Origin of the sequence: Chromobacterium sp. IRSSSOUMB001 (assembly GCF_023507765.1) — a bacterium.
GTDB classification, from domain to species: Bacteria; Pseudomonadota; Gammaproteobacteria; order Burkholderiales; family Chromobacteriaceae; genus Chromobacterium; species Chromobacterium haemolyticum.
On sequence record NZ_JALCYU010000005.1, the window covers coordinates 80,521 to 95,798 of the forward strand.

18 protein-coding genes are annotated in these 15,278 nt (G+C 63.0%); 13 read left to right on the forward strand and 5 right to left on the reverse strand.

Translation table 11 applies throughout. The annotated features are described in order from the left end of the window. Nucleotides 1–39 precede the first annotated feature (39 nt). Genes yjgA through MOV80_RS08065 form a run of 5 tightly spaced genes read left to right on the forward strand, consistent with a single transcriptional unit; the run spans nucleotide 40 to nucleotide 4,072 of the window. A complete protein-coding gene (gene yjgA / locus MOV80_RS08045) occupies nucleotides 40–591 on the forward strand; it encodes a ribosome biogenesis factor YjgA (RefSeq protein WP_019101673.1) in 552 nt (183 codons plus the stop codon). After that, on the forward strand, nucleotides 591–1,169 hold the full coding sequence (gene mog / locus MOV80_RS08050; RefSeq protein WP_043590059.1) for a molybdopterin adenylyltransferase: 579 nt from the start codon (nucleotides 591–593) through the stop codon (nucleotides 1,167–1,169). The genes yjgA and mog overlap by 1 nt, the downstream gene beginning before the upstream one ends. Before the next feature lie 3 nt (nucleotides 1,170–1,172). Next, nucleotides 1,173–2,120: an alpha/beta fold hydrolase gene (locus MOV80_RS08055; protein WP_107731998.1), complete on the forward strand. Its 948-nt coding sequence runs from the start codon at nucleotides 1,173–1,175 to the stop codon at nucleotides 2,118–2,120. A 57-nt stretch (nucleotides 2,121–2,177) separates the two neighbouring features. Then, nucleotides 2,178–3,494 carry an MFS transporter gene (locus MOV80_RS08060; protein WP_019101676.1) on the forward strand — a complete coding sequence of 439 codons (1,317 nt, stop codon included), beginning with the start codon at nucleotides 2,178–2,180 and terminating at the stop codon, nucleotides 3,492–3,494. 8 nt (nucleotides 3,495–3,502) lie between these two features. After that, nucleotides 3,503–4,072: a hypothetical protein gene (locus MOV80_RS08065; protein WP_019101677.1), complete on the forward strand. Its 570-nt coding sequence runs from the start codon at nucleotides 3,503–3,505 to the stop codon at nucleotides 4,070–4,072. Nucleotides 4,073–4,078: 6 nt separating this feature from the next. On the opposite strand, the gene MOV80_RS08070 is transcribed toward MOV80_RS08065, so the two are convergent. After that, nucleotides 4,079–5,230 carry an HD domain-containing phosphohydrolase gene (locus MOV80_RS08070; protein ID WP_107731996.1) on the reverse strand — a complete coding sequence of 384 codons (1,152 nt, stop codon included), beginning with the start codon at nucleotides 5,228–5,230 and terminating at the stop codon, nucleotides 4,079–4,081. Nucleotides 5,231–5,398: 168 nt separating this feature from the next. Here MOV80_RS08070 and MOV80_RS08075 point away from each other — a divergent pair, with 168 nt between their 5' ends. Continuing rightward, entirely contained in the window at nucleotides 5,399–6,244 is an 846-nt protein-coding gene (locus MOV80_RS08075; RefSeq protein ID WP_107731995.1) for a dienelactone hydrolase family protein, read from the forward strand. Between the two features lie 6 nt (nucleotides 6,245–6,250). Here MOV80_RS08075 and MOV80_RS08080 read toward each other — a convergent pair whose 3' ends face one another. Further along, entirely contained in the window at nucleotides 6,251–7,357 is a 1,107-nt protein-coding gene (locus tag MOV80_RS08080) for an HD domain-containing phosphohydrolase (protein WP_019101680.1), read from the reverse strand. 143 nt (nucleotides 7,358–7,500) lie between these two features. Between MOV80_RS08080 and MOV80_RS08085 the strand changes: the two genes are divergently transcribed. The 4 genes from MOV80_RS08085 to MOV80_RS08100 all read left to right on the forward strand — a co-directional run bounded on the left by MOV80_RS08085 (nucleotide 7,501) and on the right by MOV80_RS08100 (nucleotide 9,989). Then, nucleotides 7,501–8,100: an HD domain-containing protein gene (locus tag MOV80_RS08085; RefSeq protein ID WP_019101681.1), complete on the forward strand. Its 600-nt coding sequence runs from the start codon at nucleotides 7,501–7,503 to the stop codon at nucleotides 8,098–8,100. Nucleotides 8,101–8,340: 240 nt separating this feature from the next. Beyond that, a complete protein-coding gene (locus MOV80_RS08090) occupies nucleotides 8,341–8,544 on the forward strand; it encodes a cold-shock protein (protein ID WP_019101682.1) in 204 nt (67 codons plus the stop codon). A 79-nt stretch (nucleotides 8,545–8,623) separates the two neighbouring features. Next, on the forward strand, nucleotides 8,624–9,184 hold the full coding sequence (locus MOV80_RS08095) for a DUF1415 domain-containing protein (protein ID WP_118268037.1): 561 nt from the start codon (nucleotides 8,624–8,626) through the stop codon (nucleotides 9,182–9,184). A 70-nt stretch (nucleotides 9,185–9,254) separates the two neighbouring features. Beyond that, nucleotides 9,255–9,989 carry a hypothetical protein gene (locus tag MOV80_RS08100; RefSeq protein WP_019101684.1) on the forward strand — a complete coding sequence of 245 codons (735 nt, stop codon included), beginning with the start codon at nucleotides 9,255–9,257 and terminating at the stop codon, nucleotides 9,987–9,989. 52 nt (nucleotides 9,990–10,041) lie between these two features. On the opposite strand, the gene MOV80_RS08105 is transcribed toward MOV80_RS08100, so the two are convergent. The 3 genes from MOV80_RS08105 to MOV80_RS08115 form a co-directional block, all read right to left on the reverse strand. Continuing rightward, a complete protein-coding gene (locus MOV80_RS08105; protein ID WP_019101685.1) occupies nucleotides 10,042–10,617 on the reverse strand; it encodes a lysophospholipid acyltransferase family protein in 576 nt (191 codons plus the stop codon). Nucleotides 10,618–10,812: 195 nt separating this feature from the next. After that, nucleotides 10,813–11,451, reverse strand: a complete 639-nt coding sequence (locus tag MOV80_RS08110) for a metalloregulator ArsR/SmtB family transcription factor (protein ID WP_019101686.1) — start codon at nucleotides 11,449–11,451, stop codon at nucleotides 10,813–10,815. After that, nucleotides 11,451–12,671 carry an MFS transporter gene (locus MOV80_RS08115; RefSeq protein ID WP_051002641.1) on the reverse strand — a complete coding sequence of 407 codons (1,221 nt, stop codon included), beginning with the start codon at nucleotides 12,669–12,671 and terminating at the stop codon, nucleotides 11,451–11,453. The genes MOV80_RS08110 and MOV80_RS08115 overlap by 1 nt, the downstream gene beginning before the upstream one ends. Before the next feature lie 217 nt (nucleotides 12,672–12,888). Between MOV80_RS08115 and MOV80_RS08120 the strand changes: the two genes are divergently transcribed. The 3 genes from MOV80_RS08120 (at nucleotide 12,889) to MOV80_RS08130 (ending at nucleotide 15,269) form a co-directional block, all read left to right on the forward strand. Further along, on the forward strand, nucleotides 12,889–13,116 hold the full coding sequence (locus MOV80_RS08120; RefSeq protein ID WP_019101688.1) for a glycine zipper 2TM domain-containing protein: 228 nt from the start codon (nucleotides 12,889–12,891) through the stop codon (nucleotides 13,114–13,116). Between the two features lie 96 nt (nucleotides 13,117–13,212). Then, nucleotides 13,213–14,580 (forward strand): deoxyguanosinetriphosphate triphosphohydrolase, encoded by a 1,368-nt coding sequence (locus tag MOV80_RS08125; RefSeq protein ID WP_019101689.1) that lies wholly within the window; start codon nucleotides 13,213–13,215, stop codon nucleotides 14,578–14,580. Between the two features lie 47 nt (nucleotides 14,581–14,627). Continuing rightward, a complete protein-coding gene (locus tag MOV80_RS08130) occupies nucleotides 14,628–15,269 on the forward strand; it encodes a histidine phosphatase family protein (protein WP_107731994.1) in 642 nt (213 codons plus the stop codon). Nucleotides 15,270–15,278 lie beyond the last annotated feature (9 nt).

Sequence of the window (15,278 nt, forward strand, 5' to 3'; positions counted from 1 at the left end):
CATACCAGCCTTGAGAAAACCGATTGAGAATTGCCAACGATGACCCATTACCAGAACGACAGCCCGGACGACGGCTACGTCAGCAAATCCCAGCGCAAGCGCGACATGGATGCGCTGCAAGACCTGGGCCGCGAACTGGTGGAGCTGTCCAAGGACACGCTGAAGAAAATGCAGCTGCCGGAAGACCTCCTCACCGCTATTCTGGACTATAAACGCTTTACCGCGCACGGCGCGCTGCGCCGCCAACTGCAATACATCGGCAAGCTGATGCGCGACGTGGACCCGGAGCCGATCCAGCAATACCTGCAAATTCTCAAAGGCGAATCGTCCGAGCACATCGCCTGGCAGCACCTGCTGGAACGCTGGCGCGAACGGTTGATGGAAGACGACAAGATGCTGGCCAGCTTCGTCACCGACTTCCCCGCCGCGGACCCGCAGCAGCTGCGCACGCTGATCCGCAACGCGCGCAAGGAAAAACAGGACAACAAACCGCCCAAGTCCTTCCGCCTGCTCTATCAGGCCGTCAAGGACGTGATTCCGGAACCGGGCAAGCCGCGCCTGCATCAGCAGGACCAAGAGGACGACGAGTGATGCTGAAAGTAGGCCTGGTCTCGATCTCCGACCGCGCCAGCAGCGGCGTGTACGAAGACAAGGGCATTCCGGCGCTGCAGGACTGGCTGGCCGCCGCGCTGGCCAGCCCCTTCGTCGTCGTCGCCCGTCTGATCCCGGACGAGCAGCCGCAAATCGAAGCCGCGCTCAAAACGCTGGTGGACGAGGAAGGCTGCCAACTGGTGCTGACCACCGGCGGCACCGGCCCGGCCGCCCGCGACGTCACCCCCGAGGCCACGCTGGCGGTGGCGGACCGCGAGATGCCCGGCTTCGGCGAGCAGATGCGCCAGATCAGCCTGCGCTTCGTGCCCACCGCCATCCTGTCCCGCCAGGTGGGCGTGATCCGCAAGCAGGCGCTGATTCTCAACCTGCCCGGCCAGCCCAAGGCGATCAAGGAAACGCTGGAAGGCCTGCGCGGCGCCGACGGCCAAGTGGAAACCTCTGGCATCTTCGCCGCCGTCCCCTACTGCATCGACCTGCTGGACGGTCCCTATATCGAAACCCATGAGGCGGTGGTCAAGGCCTTCCGCCCCAAATCGGCTCAGAAAAAGCCGGCCTGAGCCATGGCTTACCAGTCTCCCGCCTGGCTGCGCGGCGGCCATGCCCAAACCATCTGGCCGGCGCTGGCGATCAAGACCCCGCGCCCCGACTACCGCCGCGAGCTGTGGGACACGCCGGATGGCGCCCGCATCGCGCTGGACTTTGTCGCCGGGCGGCCCGGCGCGCCGCTGGTCGTGTTGTTTCACGGGCTGGAAGGCAGCAGCGACAGCCACTACGCGCGCGCGCTCTTGCTGGCGGTTCAGCGGCGCGGCTGGCATGGCGTGGTGCCGCACTTTCGCGGCTGCGGCGGCGTGGACAATCCTCTGCCGCGCGCCTATCACGCCGGCGACAGTGCCGAAGTGCGCTGGATTTTGAGCCGGCTGGCTCAACGCTTCCCGATCTTGGCCGCCGCCGCGGTATCGCTTGGCGGCAGCATGCTGCTCAACTACCTGGCGGACGAAGGCGCGCTGGCGCTGCCGCGCGCGGCGGCGGCGGTGTCCGCGCCGCTGGATCTGGTGGCGGCCAGCACCCAGCTGGACAGGGGCTTGGGCAAACTACTGTACACCCGCATGTTCATGGGCACGCTTAAGCCCAAAGCGCTGAAATCGCTACAGCGCCACCCCGGCCTGTTCGACGGGGGCAAACTCCGCCGCGCACGCACCTTCATTGAATTCGACGACCTGGTCACCGCGCCGATTCACGGCTTCGGCACCGCCCTCAACTACTGGCGCAGCGCCAGCGCCAAGCCTCGGCTGGGCCAGATCGCCCGCCCCACTCTGGTGTTGAACGCGCGCAACGATCCCTTCCTGCCGGAACAGGCGCTGCCGCGTCAGGCCGACGTGGCAGCCAGCGTCACGCTGGAATTCCCGCCCCACGGCGGCCATGTGGGTTTCGCCTCCGGCGCCTTTCCCGGCACACTGGATTGGCTGCCGTCTCGCTTGCTGGAATTCTTCGAGCCGCATCTGGATTGACTGCGCGGCGCTTTCTGCGCATCTTGACGGCATCCACCCATTAAGCGAGGGCGCCGCATGAGCCCAGATTCCGTCAAAACTTCCCTTCTGCGCAAAACCTATTTGCGCATTCTCGCTCCGCTGTTCATCGCCTCCGTACTGGCCTTTCTGGATCGGGTCAATGTCAGCTACGCGGCCTTAACCATGAACGCCGACCTCGGCTTCGACGCCAAAGTATACGGCCTGGCCGCCGGCATTTTCTTCGCCGGCTACGTGCTGTTCGAGGTACCCGGAGCGATTCTGGCCGAGCGCTGGAGCCCTAGCCGCTGGATCGCGCGCATCCTGTTCTCCTGGGGAGCGGTCAGCATATTGCTGAGCCTGGTGCAGAACGAATGGCAGTTCTACCTGCTGCGCTTTATGCTGGGCGTGTGCGAAGCCAGCTTCTACCCGGTGATCTACGCCTCGGTGATCCCGCGCTGGTTCGTCGCGGAAACCCGCGCCCGCGCGATTTCCATCACCTTGAGCTCCCTGCTGGTATCCGCCATCGTCGGCGCGCCGCTTGCCGGCTGGTTGGTGGGTCTTCAGCCCTTCGGCCTGAAAGGTTGGCAAAGCCTGTTCCTGCTGGAGGGCGGCGTCACCATGCTCTACGGCGGTGCTGTCTTGCTGTGGCTGCAGGACGATCCAGCCAAGGCCGCTTGGCTGAATGTGGAGGAAAAGCGCTATTTGATCGACACGCTGCAAGCGGAAAAAGCCGCCACCCGTAAACAACAGCCGGCCACGCTGCGTCAGGCCCTGGCGCAGCCGGCGGTGCTGCGGCTATGTCTGATCTACTTTCTATGGATCACCGGTTTCTGGGGCTTCAGCTTCTGGATGCCCACGGTGATCAAGAACGCCTCCGGCTGGTCGCCGCTGGCCATCGGCCTGGCCTCAGCCGTGCCCATGCTGGCGGCGCTGGCCGCCATGCTGTGGCTGGGTCATTCCTCGTCGCGCCGGGCGGAGAAACGCTGGCACGTGGCGCTGCCGCTCTTGCTCGCCGCCGCCGGTTTCCTGATTGGCGCGCTGAGCGACCATCTCGCCGTGGCGCTGCTCTCCGTCACCATCGTCGCCATCGGCGTCTACAGCCCGATGGGCGTGTGGTGGTCCATTCCCACTACTTTTCTCACCGGCACGCTGGCCGCGGGCGCCATCGGCCTGATCAATTCCGTGGGCAATATCGGCGGTTTCATCGGCCCCTATGCGCTGGGTTTGATTGAGGCCGCCACCGGCAGCCACACCCTGGCTTACCTCTGGCTAAGCGGCTCATTGCTGCTCAGCGCCCTGCTGGTGCTGGGCTTGAAGCCGCAAGCGCAAACAGCGGACAATGCAAACCAAGCCGCCGCTTCCGGCGGACGATAGGACACACTATGCTGACACGGCTCTTCACTCTCGCCTTCTGCTCTCTGCTGCTCACCGGCTGCGCCGGCATGGCCGAGCGTCTGAACGGCTCGCTGGAGCCGCCCGCCGAACGCGGCTACGCCATTCTGTCGTTGACCGGCAAATCCTCCAACCCGGACAGTGCGACGCTCGGCCTGGATATCGCCAACGCCGCTGGTCGCGTCGTGGCCGTCGACCGCGCCAGCCTGCTGACCGACACCGTTTTCGGCGAACCGGGCAAATCCATGGCGGAGGGCAAATTGATGCTGTTCACGCTGGAGCCGGGCCAGTACCGGGTGGAACAGGTCTGGGCCAACTGGCTGGAAGACGGAGCTTGGGGCGTGAGCCGCAAAATGCGCGGCTTCCGCCTGGCCGCTCCGTTTGAAGTGAAGCGCGGCGAGGCGGTCTATTTGGGCAATGTGGACGTGGAAATGAGTTTTTTGCCGGAAGCGCGGCTGCGCGACGAAACCGAACGCGATCTCGCGCACATCCGTCGCATCTGGAAGATCAAGGACGTATCCGGCATCCAGTTACGACCGCTGGGCGAGGCTCGGCCCTGAACCCGCTCACTTCTGCCACAGCTTGGACAGATAAGCCGGCTTCACCACCGCCGCCGACAACGGCGCCGCCTCCAGCACCCGGTAAGCGTTCTGCCGAGTGTCGCGCAGCAACGCGTCGGCGTAGGGCGCGCCGTCCAACTTGCGCAAGGCCGCCACTCGCGGCGCGTTGGCCTTGTCGCTGCGGTGGGTGACCACGCCGATCTCGTTGCTGGCCAATTTGACGAAGCTGCCGGGCGGGTACACGCCCAGCTCCTTTATCAGCAAAGCGGCGTGCTGCGGATCGAAATCGCCCAGCTCGCCACGATACAGGCTGCCGATCACCAGCGCCGGCAAGGCCGGCTGCGGCTGATGTATGCAGGAACACAACACGTCCACCATGTGCAGCAAGGCTGCGTCCGGGTGGATATCCTCGCCGCGCAGCCCCTGCGGGTAGCCGTCGCCGCCGCGCTGCTCCTGATGGGTCTGCACCAATAGATGCCAATGTTCGTCCACCACGCCGGCCTCGCGCAAAATGGCGGAACCGACAATGGGATGGGCGTAGAGATCGTCGCGCTGCGCGGCGTCCGGCGGCGTTTGCTGCCGCGATAGTTGATTCAACAAGCCGGTGATCGCCAAATTCATGCTCAAAGCCGCGCCCACCACTGCTTGCAAACGCGCCTCCTCCATGCCCAAGCGCCGCCCCAACACCGCCATGATCGCCGCTACATGCACGCTATGGGCGCTGCCGATGTCGCGGTAGGGCGTCAGCAGCACGCTGGCCAGCACCCCGTCCGGCTGCTTGCAAGCCAACCGGATCAACGCGTCCGCCATGTCCACCAGCCTCCCGGCCAGGCCCGGCACCGCCAGGCCATGCAAAAGCAGGCCCTCGGCGCGACGAGTCTGGAAACCCAGCTCCATGATGGGATTGGGCTGCACTTGCGCCGCGGCTTCCTTCTCGCGCTGCGCCGCGCGCTCCAGCTGCTCGCGCTCCAAGCGCGCCGCCACCTCCTCGCTGTCGCCGTGCGCCAACGTCACCAGCCGTTCGCGCTGCTCCGGCGTCAGCACGTAATGGCCTTTTTTCAGTAGCAGCAGGCCGTTCTTGGCGTACACGTCAACCGGCAGTTGCTGACCGATGCGCAAGAAGCTGGTAGGCAGCTTCACTTTGGAGGAGTCCGGCATAATCTATATACGTTTCGTTAAGTCATGCTTCAATGGCTGTGAATAATGCCGCATTCCCTCGTCCTAAGGAAGCCCCCGCAAGCCGGCGCGCGCGCCGGCTTGCCAGGCAATGTCAACGGCATTAAGCTGGTTGACCCAATCCGAATCACCTTGTTGGAGAATGCCCTTATGACAAGCAACCGACATATCGACGCTTCGCGTCGGGACTTTCTGAACAGCGCGGTGGGCGTGGGCTTCGCGCTGGCGGTGCAACCCATAGCCGCCAGCGCCATTCTCACGGACGGCGACGGCCTCAACGCCGGGGCGGTGGAAATCCCGACCGGCCCCGCCGTCATGCCGGGCTATATGGCAAAGCCCTCCGCTGCCGGCGGCCCTCTGCCGGTGGTGCTGGTGGTGCAGGAAATCTTCGGCGTGCATGAACACATCCGCGACCTGTGCCGACGGCTGGCCAAATCCGGCTACCTGGCCGTGGCCCCCGAGCTCTATTTCCGCCAGGGCGACCCTAGCAAGGTCGCCAGCATCGGCGAACTGGTCAGCGGCCTGGTCAGCAAGGTGCCGGACAACCAGGTAATGGCGGATCTGGACGCCACCCTGACCTGGGCAAGCGGCCACGGCGGCGACGTCAAGCACGCGGCCATCACCGGCTTTTGCTGGGGCGGACGCCAGGTATGGCTGTACGCCGCGCATAATCCCGCGCTCAAAGCCGGCGCAGCCTGGTACGGGCGGCTGCAAGGAGAGGCCGGAACGAATACACCACGCCAGCCGCTGGACATCGCCGCGCAGTTGCATGCGCCGGTGCTCGGGCTTTACGGCGGGCTGGACAAGGGTATTCCTCTGGAGTCGGTGGACAAGATGAAGGCCGCGCTGCGCGCCGCCGGCAAGCCCTCTGAAATCGTGGTTTACCCTGAAGCCGACCACGGCTTCAACGCCGACTACCGTCCAACTTACAACGCGGCCGCCGCCAACGACGGCTGGCGCCGCATGCTGCAATGGTTCAAACAACACGGCGTCTGACACCGGCTAATCTCCCGGCGGCCGTCTGGCGCAAGCCGCCAGCCGCACGCGGATCACCTGATTGAAACGCGCCAGCCAAAAGGGATCGAACTGACGCTCCGAAGCGTTGATCTCTGCGATGGCGCGCATCATCGAATGCCGCAAACCGCGATGCGAGTGCTTCAAAGTCACCGCCTCGAAGGCATCAACCAGAGCCAGAATAAGCGCGCCGCTGCAAATCTCATCGCCGTGCAGGCCATGCGGATAGCCCCTGCCATCCGGCATCTCGTGATGCTGGGCCACCATGCGCGCCGCGTCGGCCCAGGCCGGCATCCGTTCCAACAGGCCCGCCGCCCAGCCCGGGTGCTCCGCCATCTGATGGCGCTCGGACTCGCTCATCCGCCCCACTTTCAACCAGAACGACTCCGGCAGCAGCATCATGCCGATATCGTGCATATACACCGCCGCCTCCAGCTGCCTGTCGTCCACCAGCCCCGGCGCCTGGCGACTAGTCTCCAGCGCCAGTTCCAGATTGCGCTCGGTGCGGCCCTGGAACTGCGGCAAGCGCTGTTCAAACTGCAGGGCCAATATCCGGAAAAACGCCAAATCGCCCTGGCTGAGCTGCGCGGCGGCATCCGTCGGCGTATCCGATTCAATCACATGCAAGGGAATCCCGGTGATCTGCTCCACCAGTTGCTGACAACGCTGCAACAGCTCGCCAACCGGGCATTCCGCCACCTGATTCAGCGCCCGCATCAGCAGGGGCAACTGCAGATCGTCCAACAATTCGTGGTTTTCCAGGGCCTCAAGCGCCAGACCCAAACGGTCCATCACCAGCAGCATGACGTCGCCGATCGAATCCTCATAGCTCACCTCGCCGCTGCGCAGCCTCTCCAACAGGCTTTCCAGCGAATGGACGAAAGGCACCACAAAACGCACCTGGCACATGCTGGCGTCGCCCTTGATGCTGTGCAGCAAACGAAACAGCTGATCGATCTGCGCGGCGTCGGTGTCGCCGAAACCCAGTTGGCAAACCAGATGCTCAACCTGCGGCGCGTAATCGCTCATCACTTCCATGAAATCGTGGAACGCCTCAGGCTCCACGATCTCCAGCGTCAGCTCCTGCTTGCCCATGCCCTCTCCCATTTTCAATGCCCCTTCATTCCAGTATATGCAGCATGCGGCAAAGCGTGCGACAGCGCCCTTTCCAAACCATCACGCGCCGCGCATAATTTGCGCCCTCGGCGCATCGCCCGCCTATCCGCCTTAATATTCCCATGCAAAACCAACTGCAAACGCTGCAACAGCACATCGCCTTCATTATTGAAGTGGACAAACTCAAAACGGTGCTGCGCAAAACCAAGGCCGTTTATGTGGACCGCTACGAGAATTCGGCGGAGCACAGCTGGCAGATCGCCCTCTTCGCTCTCAATCTGCGCGACTTCGCCGCCGAGCCGGTGGACATCGACAAAGTCGTGCGCATGTTGTTGATTCACGACTTGGGCGAGATCGACACCGGAGACACCCTCGTCTACGACGCGGACGGTGCCGCCGAACGCGAAGCGGAAGAGCTGGCAGCGATGCGCCGCATCCTGGGTCTATTGCCCCAGCCAATCGCCGCGGACCTGCTGGCCTTGTGGCAAGAGTTCGAGGCTCGCAAAACCCCTGAAGCGCGCTTCGCCCGCGCGATAGACCGTTTGATGCCCATCTTGCTCAATCTGCAATCCGGCGGCCAGAGTTGGCGTGAAAACGGGGTCAGCAAGCAACAAGTGCTAAGCATGGCGGTGGGCAAAGTGGAGGACGGCTGTCCGCTGGCGGCGGACTGGTTGCGCGCGGAATTGGACCGCGCGGAGCAAGCCGGTTGCTTCGGAGCCTGACTCCAAACCATTAAAAACCGGCAGAAATGCCAGGGTATCCTGAAAAAACAGGATAAAAACCCTTTCGGCCATGCAGAAAACGCTTGCCATGTCCCGGAACTATAGGCACTATTCCTGCCGCAGGATGCTCAAGTTGTGGATGTGTTGTTGTCGTAGTGGCATTAAGTCCGTACCTCAGTCGCCATTTCCCTTGAACTTCGTGCCTTTTATTTCAACTGCTCGTTTTGAGGAATTAACAAAATGGCAACCGGTACCGTTAAGTGGTTCAACGACTCCAAAGGTTTTGGCTTTATCACCCCGGATGAAGGCGGCGACGACGTGTTCGCTCACTTCTCCCAGATCAATGCCAAAGGCTTCCGCACCCTGGCTGAAAACCAGCGCGTTAGCTTTGACGTCGTAGACGGCCCGAAAGGCAAACAAGCCTCCAACATCCAGCCCATCTAATCCACGCGATTAGTCAGCTTGATGAAAACCCGGCCTCGTGCCGGGTTTTTTGCATTCACGCTTCAACGCAAGGAATCCCATGCCCGCCTCCGACGATCACGAACACATCATCGCCGCCACCCGCGACTGGCTGGAAAAAGCGGTGATCGGACTCAATCTGTGCCCGTTCGCCAAGAGCGTCTACGTGAAAAACCAGGTGCGCTACGTGGTCAGCGACGCCGCCCAGCCGGATCAGTTGGCGCAAGAGCTCGCCTCCGAACTGCGTCTGCTGGCTGATAGCAGCCCGGACGAAATCGATACCACCTTGCTGATCCACCCGCGCGCGCTGCAGCGTTTCCTGGATTTCAACGACTTTCTCGATATCGCCGACGCCATCGTAGAAAACATGGGGCTGGACGGCGAACTGCAAGTGGCCAGTTTCCACCCCAAGTTCCAGTTTGAAGGCACCGGCGTCAACGACATAGAGAACTTCACCAACCGCGCGCCCTATCCGACCTTGCACCTGCTGCGCGAAGCCAGCATCGGCCGGGCAGTGGAAGCCTTCCCGCAAGCGGAAGCCATCTATGAGAAAAATATCGAAACGCTGAAACAGCTGGGCCTGGACGGCTGGAAGGCGCTGTTCGCCGGCAAAACACCGTAAGCCGCGCATTGCCAAGCACGGCGCGGGCATGGTACACCAACGGGCATTCCACTTCTGGAGCTCCATTTCCATGTCGCTCAGGCCCTTGCTGCCGCTCGCCGCTTTACTTCTGAGCGCCTGCGCTTACACTCCAGTGCAAAAACCCGTCGCCGGCGACGACTTCCGGAGCAATGAACTGGGACAGAGCAGCGCCAACCGCACGGCCAATCTGGCCATGCGCGACAATCTGGCCAGCTTGCAGACCCTGCTGGAAAAGCTGTACAAGCGCAATCCCAAGGAATGGCGCAAGACCGGCGCGGCGGACTACCCGGCCGCAATGCGACAAGTCATGGGCGCAATCCGCAATAACGCCCCGCTGCCGGCCTTGGCCGGGCAGCGCTCCATCGCGGCGATGAGCGCGGCTTTCGACCCGGGTTTTGGCGGCGACCGCGCAGGCGCGCTGATCTACGGCATGGGCTCGATGCTGGTGGACGCCTACGGCGGCCGCACCGAGCTGTTTCTGGTGCACGGACTGGACGCGCAGCAACTGGCCAACGCCTCGCACAACCTGGAAGTGGCGGCCTGGATGCTGAACAACCGCCAGATCAGCGGCGCGCCGGCCTTGCTGTCCAACGAGATCGGCAACGTGCGCAATCTGTCCTTCGAGCGGGAATTCGGCAAGATGATGGCCAGGCTGGACCTGTTGGCGGAATTGTCGGACGAGAAACTGCGCCGCAGCGCCATCGACTTCGGCCAATCCCTGATCGCCGGCCCTTTCCTGCAGTTCCTGCCGGTGAGTGCCGCCGCCCAGGCCGCGGCCCCCTGAGAACTTGTTAAATGTCTGCCGCGCTTCAGCGAGAGGCGTGGAGAGGGCTGACTTAGCCTTGATTCGGACGCTTACCCACCTTGTCGCGGTAAAAGGCGCGAATGCGAGGCATATCGGCGTCGATATCGCCGCTGGGCGTGAAGATGGGACCGAAACCGGCCTCCTTGCGGCTGTAATCCAGATACGCCAAAGCCACCGGCACCTCCGCGCCGCAGGCGATGTGATAAAAGCCCGTCTTCCATTCGGACACCGCCTTGCGCGTGCCCTCCGGCGGAATCGCCACCACTAGCCGGTCCGAACGCCGGTACACCTCCACCATTTGTTGCACCAGCGAATTATTCTGATGCCGTTTGACCGGAATACCGCCCAACCAACGCATCACCGGTCCGATCGGCCCGGCGAACAGTGTGTGCTTGCCCATCCAGTAAATCTTGGCCCGCGCGGCGAAACACACCGCCAGCGTCAACGGAAAATCCCAGTTGCTGGTATGCGGCGCCCCGATCAGCACGTATTTATCCAGCTTGGGAAACTCCCCTCGCAGCTTCCAGCCGCTCAGTTTGAGCATGACGATGGACAAGCAGCGGAACAAAGGCCGGATCACGGGCGTGTCGAAAATGGTGAAATGCATGACGGTCCTGAGCAAGGGCCTTGCCGCAGAACGGAGAACAACAACCAAGGAGGCGCTGCCCAGCGTCGGAGCAAGCGCCAACCACGTGGAAAAACGCCGGAATGTACCTGATAAAACCATCCCGGTAAATCCGGATTGCGAAATACAATCAGCTCACGCAAGTCCATGAATTCAAAAAGCAAGCGCCGCGTCTTCTCACTCCGCCAAGGGCACGATGCGATATACGCAGCGCCGCCCACCCTCGTCCAGCGCGTGCTCCAGCCGCCGCACCTCCGCCCTCGGCCCCAACACCCGCTCAAACAGCGCCAGCTCGGATCGGCACAAGCCCTGGCATTGACGCGCCGCCGCGCAGATCGGGCAATGATTTTCCAGCAACAGCCAACCGTCTCCATCTTGACGGGCCTCCGCCATATAACCTTCCTGGCTGCGTATTCGCGCCAGCGCGGCCACCCGGTCCGCCAGCGCGTCGGCGCCGGACATAGCCTGCCGGTACTCCTCCTCCGACTGCGCTTCTCGCCGTTGAATCAAACTCTCCAGACCAGCCTCGCCAAACAGCTCCCGCACCTGGGTCAGCAATTGCAGCGTCAGGTCCGCGTGCCGATCCGGAAAGCGGCCATGGCCGCGCTCGGTCAAGCGCCAAACCTGGGCCGGCCGGCCCACGCCCTGAGCCTGGGCCTCCATCCGCGCCAGCCCCTTCTGCTCCAGCGCCAGCAAGTGCTTGCGCGCGCCCATGCTGGTCAGGCCCAACTCCGCCGCCAGCGCCTGCGCCGTTTGCGGTCCCCGCGTTTTCAGCAGATACAGCAAGCGGTCCGCGCCGTTGATCGCCGCCGCCATCAGGCTTCCGCCGCCTCACGGATCACGCCTTGCAGCCAACCGGCGGCCAGGCCGCACGTCAAAGCGCCCAGGACCAGCACCAGCCGGGTGTCCAGAATGGTCAACACGCTGCCCAGCAAAGCCACCAACACATTGGCCACGCAGAAGATCGTGGTCAGCAGGCCCATCACACTGCCCTGCCCCAGGTTGGCGAAGCGCTCCGAACACCAACTGGGCAGGATGGCGTTGTAAATCGCCAGCGGCACGCCCAACAATACAATCAAGCCTATGCCCGGCCAAGGCAGATCCGCCAGCAGGCTCAAACCCAGCAGGCCCAGGGCCACCCAGGCCGCATTGATGCGTGCCAGTTCCAGCGGCGCCCGCTTATGCCCAAGCTTGCCCAGCAAAACGCTGGCCGATGTCATCAAGACGCACATCAACGCCGTCACCACCGCGATGCCACGGCTGTCCAGCCGCGCGTACTCCACCAGCCACAAAGGGTAAAACTCGTAAAAAGCGTTGACCCCGATAGCGAACGCCAGTTGCATCCAAAACAATCGCGCCAGCAAAGGGTCCGCCGACAGCAGCCGGAAGGAGTGCTGGCCGCGCATCACCTGCAACAAGGACTGATCCTGGTGCATGCGCTCGCCGGTCTCCGGCAGGAAGGCCAGCAGCACCGCCAAGCACAGCAAGATGGCGCCGGCGGCCAGCAGGAAAGGCACCGCCTCTCCCAATGGCAAGGTCAACCCGCCAATCAGCGGCCCCACCAGCCAGCCGGTATACAGCACCGCATTGAGAATGGCGAAGGAGCGCGTGCGATCCAGCTGCGGATGCAGATCCGCGACGATGGCGCGCGCCACCGCCACATTGCCCTCGGTCAGGCCGGTGACAAAACGCGCCAGCACGAACAGTAGATACCAGCGGCTCCATAAAGCGTAGGCCGTCAACAGATAGCCGGCGAAGGTCAGCAACAAGGTGCCTGTCAACACCCGCCGCCGCCCCAGCCGGTCCGACAATGCTCCAATCAAGGTGCTGCCCAGCAAAATGCCCAGCGGGTTGGCGGCCAAGGCCAGGCCCAGCAGCAGCTTGGGCGGCAGCCCCAGGAAGTGATTGAACGCATCCGGCGCGGAGTTCACGAAGATGGGCGCCAGGATGGGATAAGGCATGGCCACGCCGGCCGTGCTCATCAGCGCCACCAGACAGACAGTTAGCAGAATTAATTTTGGATGGAAAACATTCATGACGCATACCAATGAAACGATGGCCCATGCTAATCCCGCCGCCGCAATAAGTAAACAAATTGGTTTATTTAATATCGCGCCGCGTACTGAAAGTCATCAAGACAGCATATAGAATGCTGTACGTATGGTTACGAAAAGACGCGTAAAAATAGGAACCAGATGGCATTCAAAGCGTCTCAGACTACACAAGACCTACTTCATGTTTTTGGAGACTTCGATGACCTCGATTACCAGCAAACCCGCCGTTAAAGTCATTGCCGCCAGCCTGCTCGCCGTGAGCCTGCTGTCCGGTTGCGCCAACATGTCCAAGCGCCAGCAAAACACCGCCATCGGCGCGGCCGCCGGCGCCGTGCTCGGCTCCGTGCTCACCGGCGGCGACGCCATCGGCACTGTGGGCGGCGCCGCGGTGGGCGGCGTGGTCGGCAATCAGACCGGCAAACGCTAAGCTCGTAACCCCATTCCAAGAGCCAGCCCCGCGCTGGCTCTTTTGTTTTGCCCGCCGCGCCCATATCATCAATACAACAGCACCACGGGCCACGCCATGACCTCCTCCGCACGCATGAATTGGGAACGACTCCTCTCCACCAAACGCTTCAAAGTCATTCAGGGCCACGTCAAGGAAACCCGCACCCCGGCCACCGAAGAAGGCAGCCCGGGCTTGCGCACCGACTTCCACATTGACCACGACCGCGTGGTGTTCTCCAGCGCCTTCCGCCGGCTGGGCCGCAAAACCCAGGTGCACCCGCTGGCGCGCCACGACCATACCCACAACCGGCTAACCCACAGCGTGGAGGTGGCCAGCGTCGGCCGCAGCCTGGGCAATCGTGTCGGCATGATGATGCAGCATGCCCATCTGCTGCCGGACAACTACACTCCGCACGACATCGGCGCCGTGGTGCAAGTGGCCTGCCTGGCCCACGACATCGGCAATCCGCCCTTCGGCCACACCGGCGAATACGCGCTGCGCGACTGGTTTCGCGCCGAACGCAACGCGCACTGGCTGCACGGCCTGGCGCCCGAGGAAATCCGCGATGTGCAGACCTACGAAGGCAACGCCCATGGCCTACGCATGCTGGCCACGCTGGAAATGTACACCGGCGAAGGCGGCATGCGCCTCACCGCCGCCGCCTTGGGCGCCTTGATCAAATACCCGTGGACCTCGGACGCCGAAGCCGCCCAGGCCCGCGACAAATTCAATATCTACCGCACCGAGCTGCCCTATTTCCAGCGCGTGGCCGCGGAGTTGGGCCTGCTGCCCAAGGGCATCCAGCAATGGAGCCGCCACCCGCTGTCCTACCTGATGGAAGCCGCCGACGACATCTGCTACGCGATTCTGGATCTGGAGGACGCGGTGGAGATCGGCATCCTTGACTTCAAGGAGTTCGAAACCCTGTTCTCCAGCTTTACCGAATACGAACGCATCTGGGACATGCAGGACGTGCGGCAGAAATGCGGCACCTTGCGCGGCATCGCCATCGGCCGCTGCGTCAGTGAAGTAGCGGAGAAATTCATGCTGCACCACGACAGCCTGCTACGCGGCGAATTCCCGGCCAAGGACCTGATCAATCTGTGCGGCGCCCAGGTACAGGACGCGTTGATCCACGCCAAGGAGCTGGCCAGCACCCGCGTCTACCGCCACCGAACCAAGCTGGTGACCGAACTGGCCTCCTACCCGTGCATGGCGGGCATTCTGGACGCGCTGATCCCCGCCGCCCACGCCTACGTCAACAAGGGCGCCGAGTGCCTGAGCCCGCGCGAGCACCTGGCCATGGGTCTGCTGGAACAGCATATCCGCAGTGACGACAGCCTGTATCAGGCCTATATGAAAGTATTGGATTTCGTCGGCGGCATGACCGACAACTACGCCGCCAACCTGGCGCGCGACATCTCCGGCGTGGGTATTTTGTAAGGTCGCCCCGCCGCATTTTCGGCAGTTAAAAAAACAGAAAGACAGGAATGCAGCACACCACCCGTTTTTGCGTCGTCCGCCATGGCGAAACCGACTGGAACCGCGAATATCGATTGCAAGGCCATACCGACATCCCCCTCAACCCCACCGGCCAGGAGCAGGCGGCAAGCCTCAGCCGCGCGCTATGGCCGGGGCGCTACGCCTTCGACGCGCTCTACGTCAGCGACCTGACCCGCACCCGCCAAACCGCCGCGCCGCTGCAAACGCGGTTGAGCCTGACCCCCACCTACAGCGCCGAGCTGCGCGAGCGCCACATGGGCGTGTTCCAGGGCCTGACCTACGCCGAGGCGGAACAAACCATACGGGACGACTATCTGCAGCTGAAATCCCGCGATCCGGACTACGACCTCAAAGGAGGGGAAAGCCTCAATGTCTTCATGCGACGCATCCGCGATGGCTTCACCAGCATCGCCCGCAGCCACCTGGGCCAAACCCTGCTGGTGGTCACTCATGGCGGCGTGCTGGAAATGATGTACCGGCTGGCCACCGGCAAACCGATGTCCGAAGCCCGCGATTTCCCCATTCCCAACGCGGCGCTGAACTGGCTGAGCTATTGCGACGGGCGTTGGCAGGTCGAACAATGGGCCGACGAATCCCACTTGCCCGCCGCGCTGGACGAAATCCAATAGCAAAACCGG

Coding starts and splice junctions, on each gene's coding strand:
- yjgA (WP_019101673.1), top strand. CDS start 40: ATGACCCATTACCAGAACGACAGCCCGGACGACGGCTACGTCAGCAAA.
- mog (WP_043590059.1), top strand. CDS start 591: ATGCTGAAAGTAGGCCTGGTCTCGATCTCCGACCGCGCCAGCAGCGGC.
- MOV80_RS08055 (WP_107731998.1), top strand. CDS start 1,173: ATGGCTTACCAGTCTCCCGCCTGGCTGCGCGGCGGCCATGCCCAAACC.
- MOV80_RS08060 (WP_019101676.1), top strand. CDS start 2,178: ATGAGCCCAGATTCCGTCAAAACTTCCCTTCTGCGCAAAACCTATTTG.
- MOV80_RS08065 (WP_019101677.1), top strand. CDS start 3,503: ATGCTGACACGGCTCTTCACTCTCGCCTTCTGCTCTCTGCTGCTCACC.
- MOV80_RS08070 (WP_107731996.1), bottom strand. CDS start 5,230: ATGCCGGACTCCTCCAAAGTGAAGCTGCCTACCAGCTTCTTGCGCATC.
- MOV80_RS08075 (WP_107731995.1), top strand. CDS start 5,399: ATGACAAGCAACCGACATATCGACGCTTCGCGTCGGGACTTTCTGAAC.
- MOV80_RS08080 (WP_019101680.1), bottom strand. CDS start 7,357: ATGGGCAAGCAGGAGCTGACGCTGGAGATCGTGGAGCCTGAGGCGTTC.
- MOV80_RS08085 (WP_019101681.1), top strand. CDS start 7,501: ATGCAAAACCAACTGCAAACGCTGCAACAGCACATCGCCTTCATTATT.
- MOV80_RS08090 (WP_019101682.1), top strand. CDS start 8,341: ATGGCAACCGGTACCGTTAAGTGGTTCAACGACTCCAAAGGTTTTGGC.
- MOV80_RS08095 (WP_118268037.1), top strand. CDS start 8,624: ATGCCCGCCTCCGACGATCACGAACACATCATCGCCGCCACCCGCGAC.
- MOV80_RS08100 (WP_019101684.1), top strand. CDS start 9,255: ATGTCGCTCAGGCCCTTGCTGCCGCTCGCCGCTTTACTTCTGAGCGCC.
- MOV80_RS08105 (WP_019101685.1), bottom strand. CDS start 10,617: ATGCATTTCACCATTTTCGACACGCCCGTGATCCGGCCTTTGTTCCGC.
- MOV80_RS08110 (WP_019101686.1), bottom strand. CDS start 11,451: ATGGCGGCGGCGATCAACGGCGCGGACCGCTTGCTGTATCTGCTGAAA.
- MOV80_RS08115 (WP_051002641.1), bottom strand. CDS start 12,671: ATGAATGTTTTCCATCCAAAATTAATTCTGCTAACTGTCTGTCTGGTG.
- MOV80_RS08120 (WP_019101688.1), top strand. CDS start 12,889: ATGACCTCGATTACCAGCAAACCCGCCGTTAAAGTCATTGCCGCCAGC.
- MOV80_RS08125 (WP_019101689.1), top strand. CDS start 13,213: ATGACCTCCTCCGCACGCATGAATTGGGAACGACTCCTCTCCACCAAA.
- MOV80_RS08130 (WP_107731994.1), top strand. CDS start 14,628: ATGCAGCACACCACCCGTTTTTGCGTCGTCCGCCATGGCGAAACCGAC.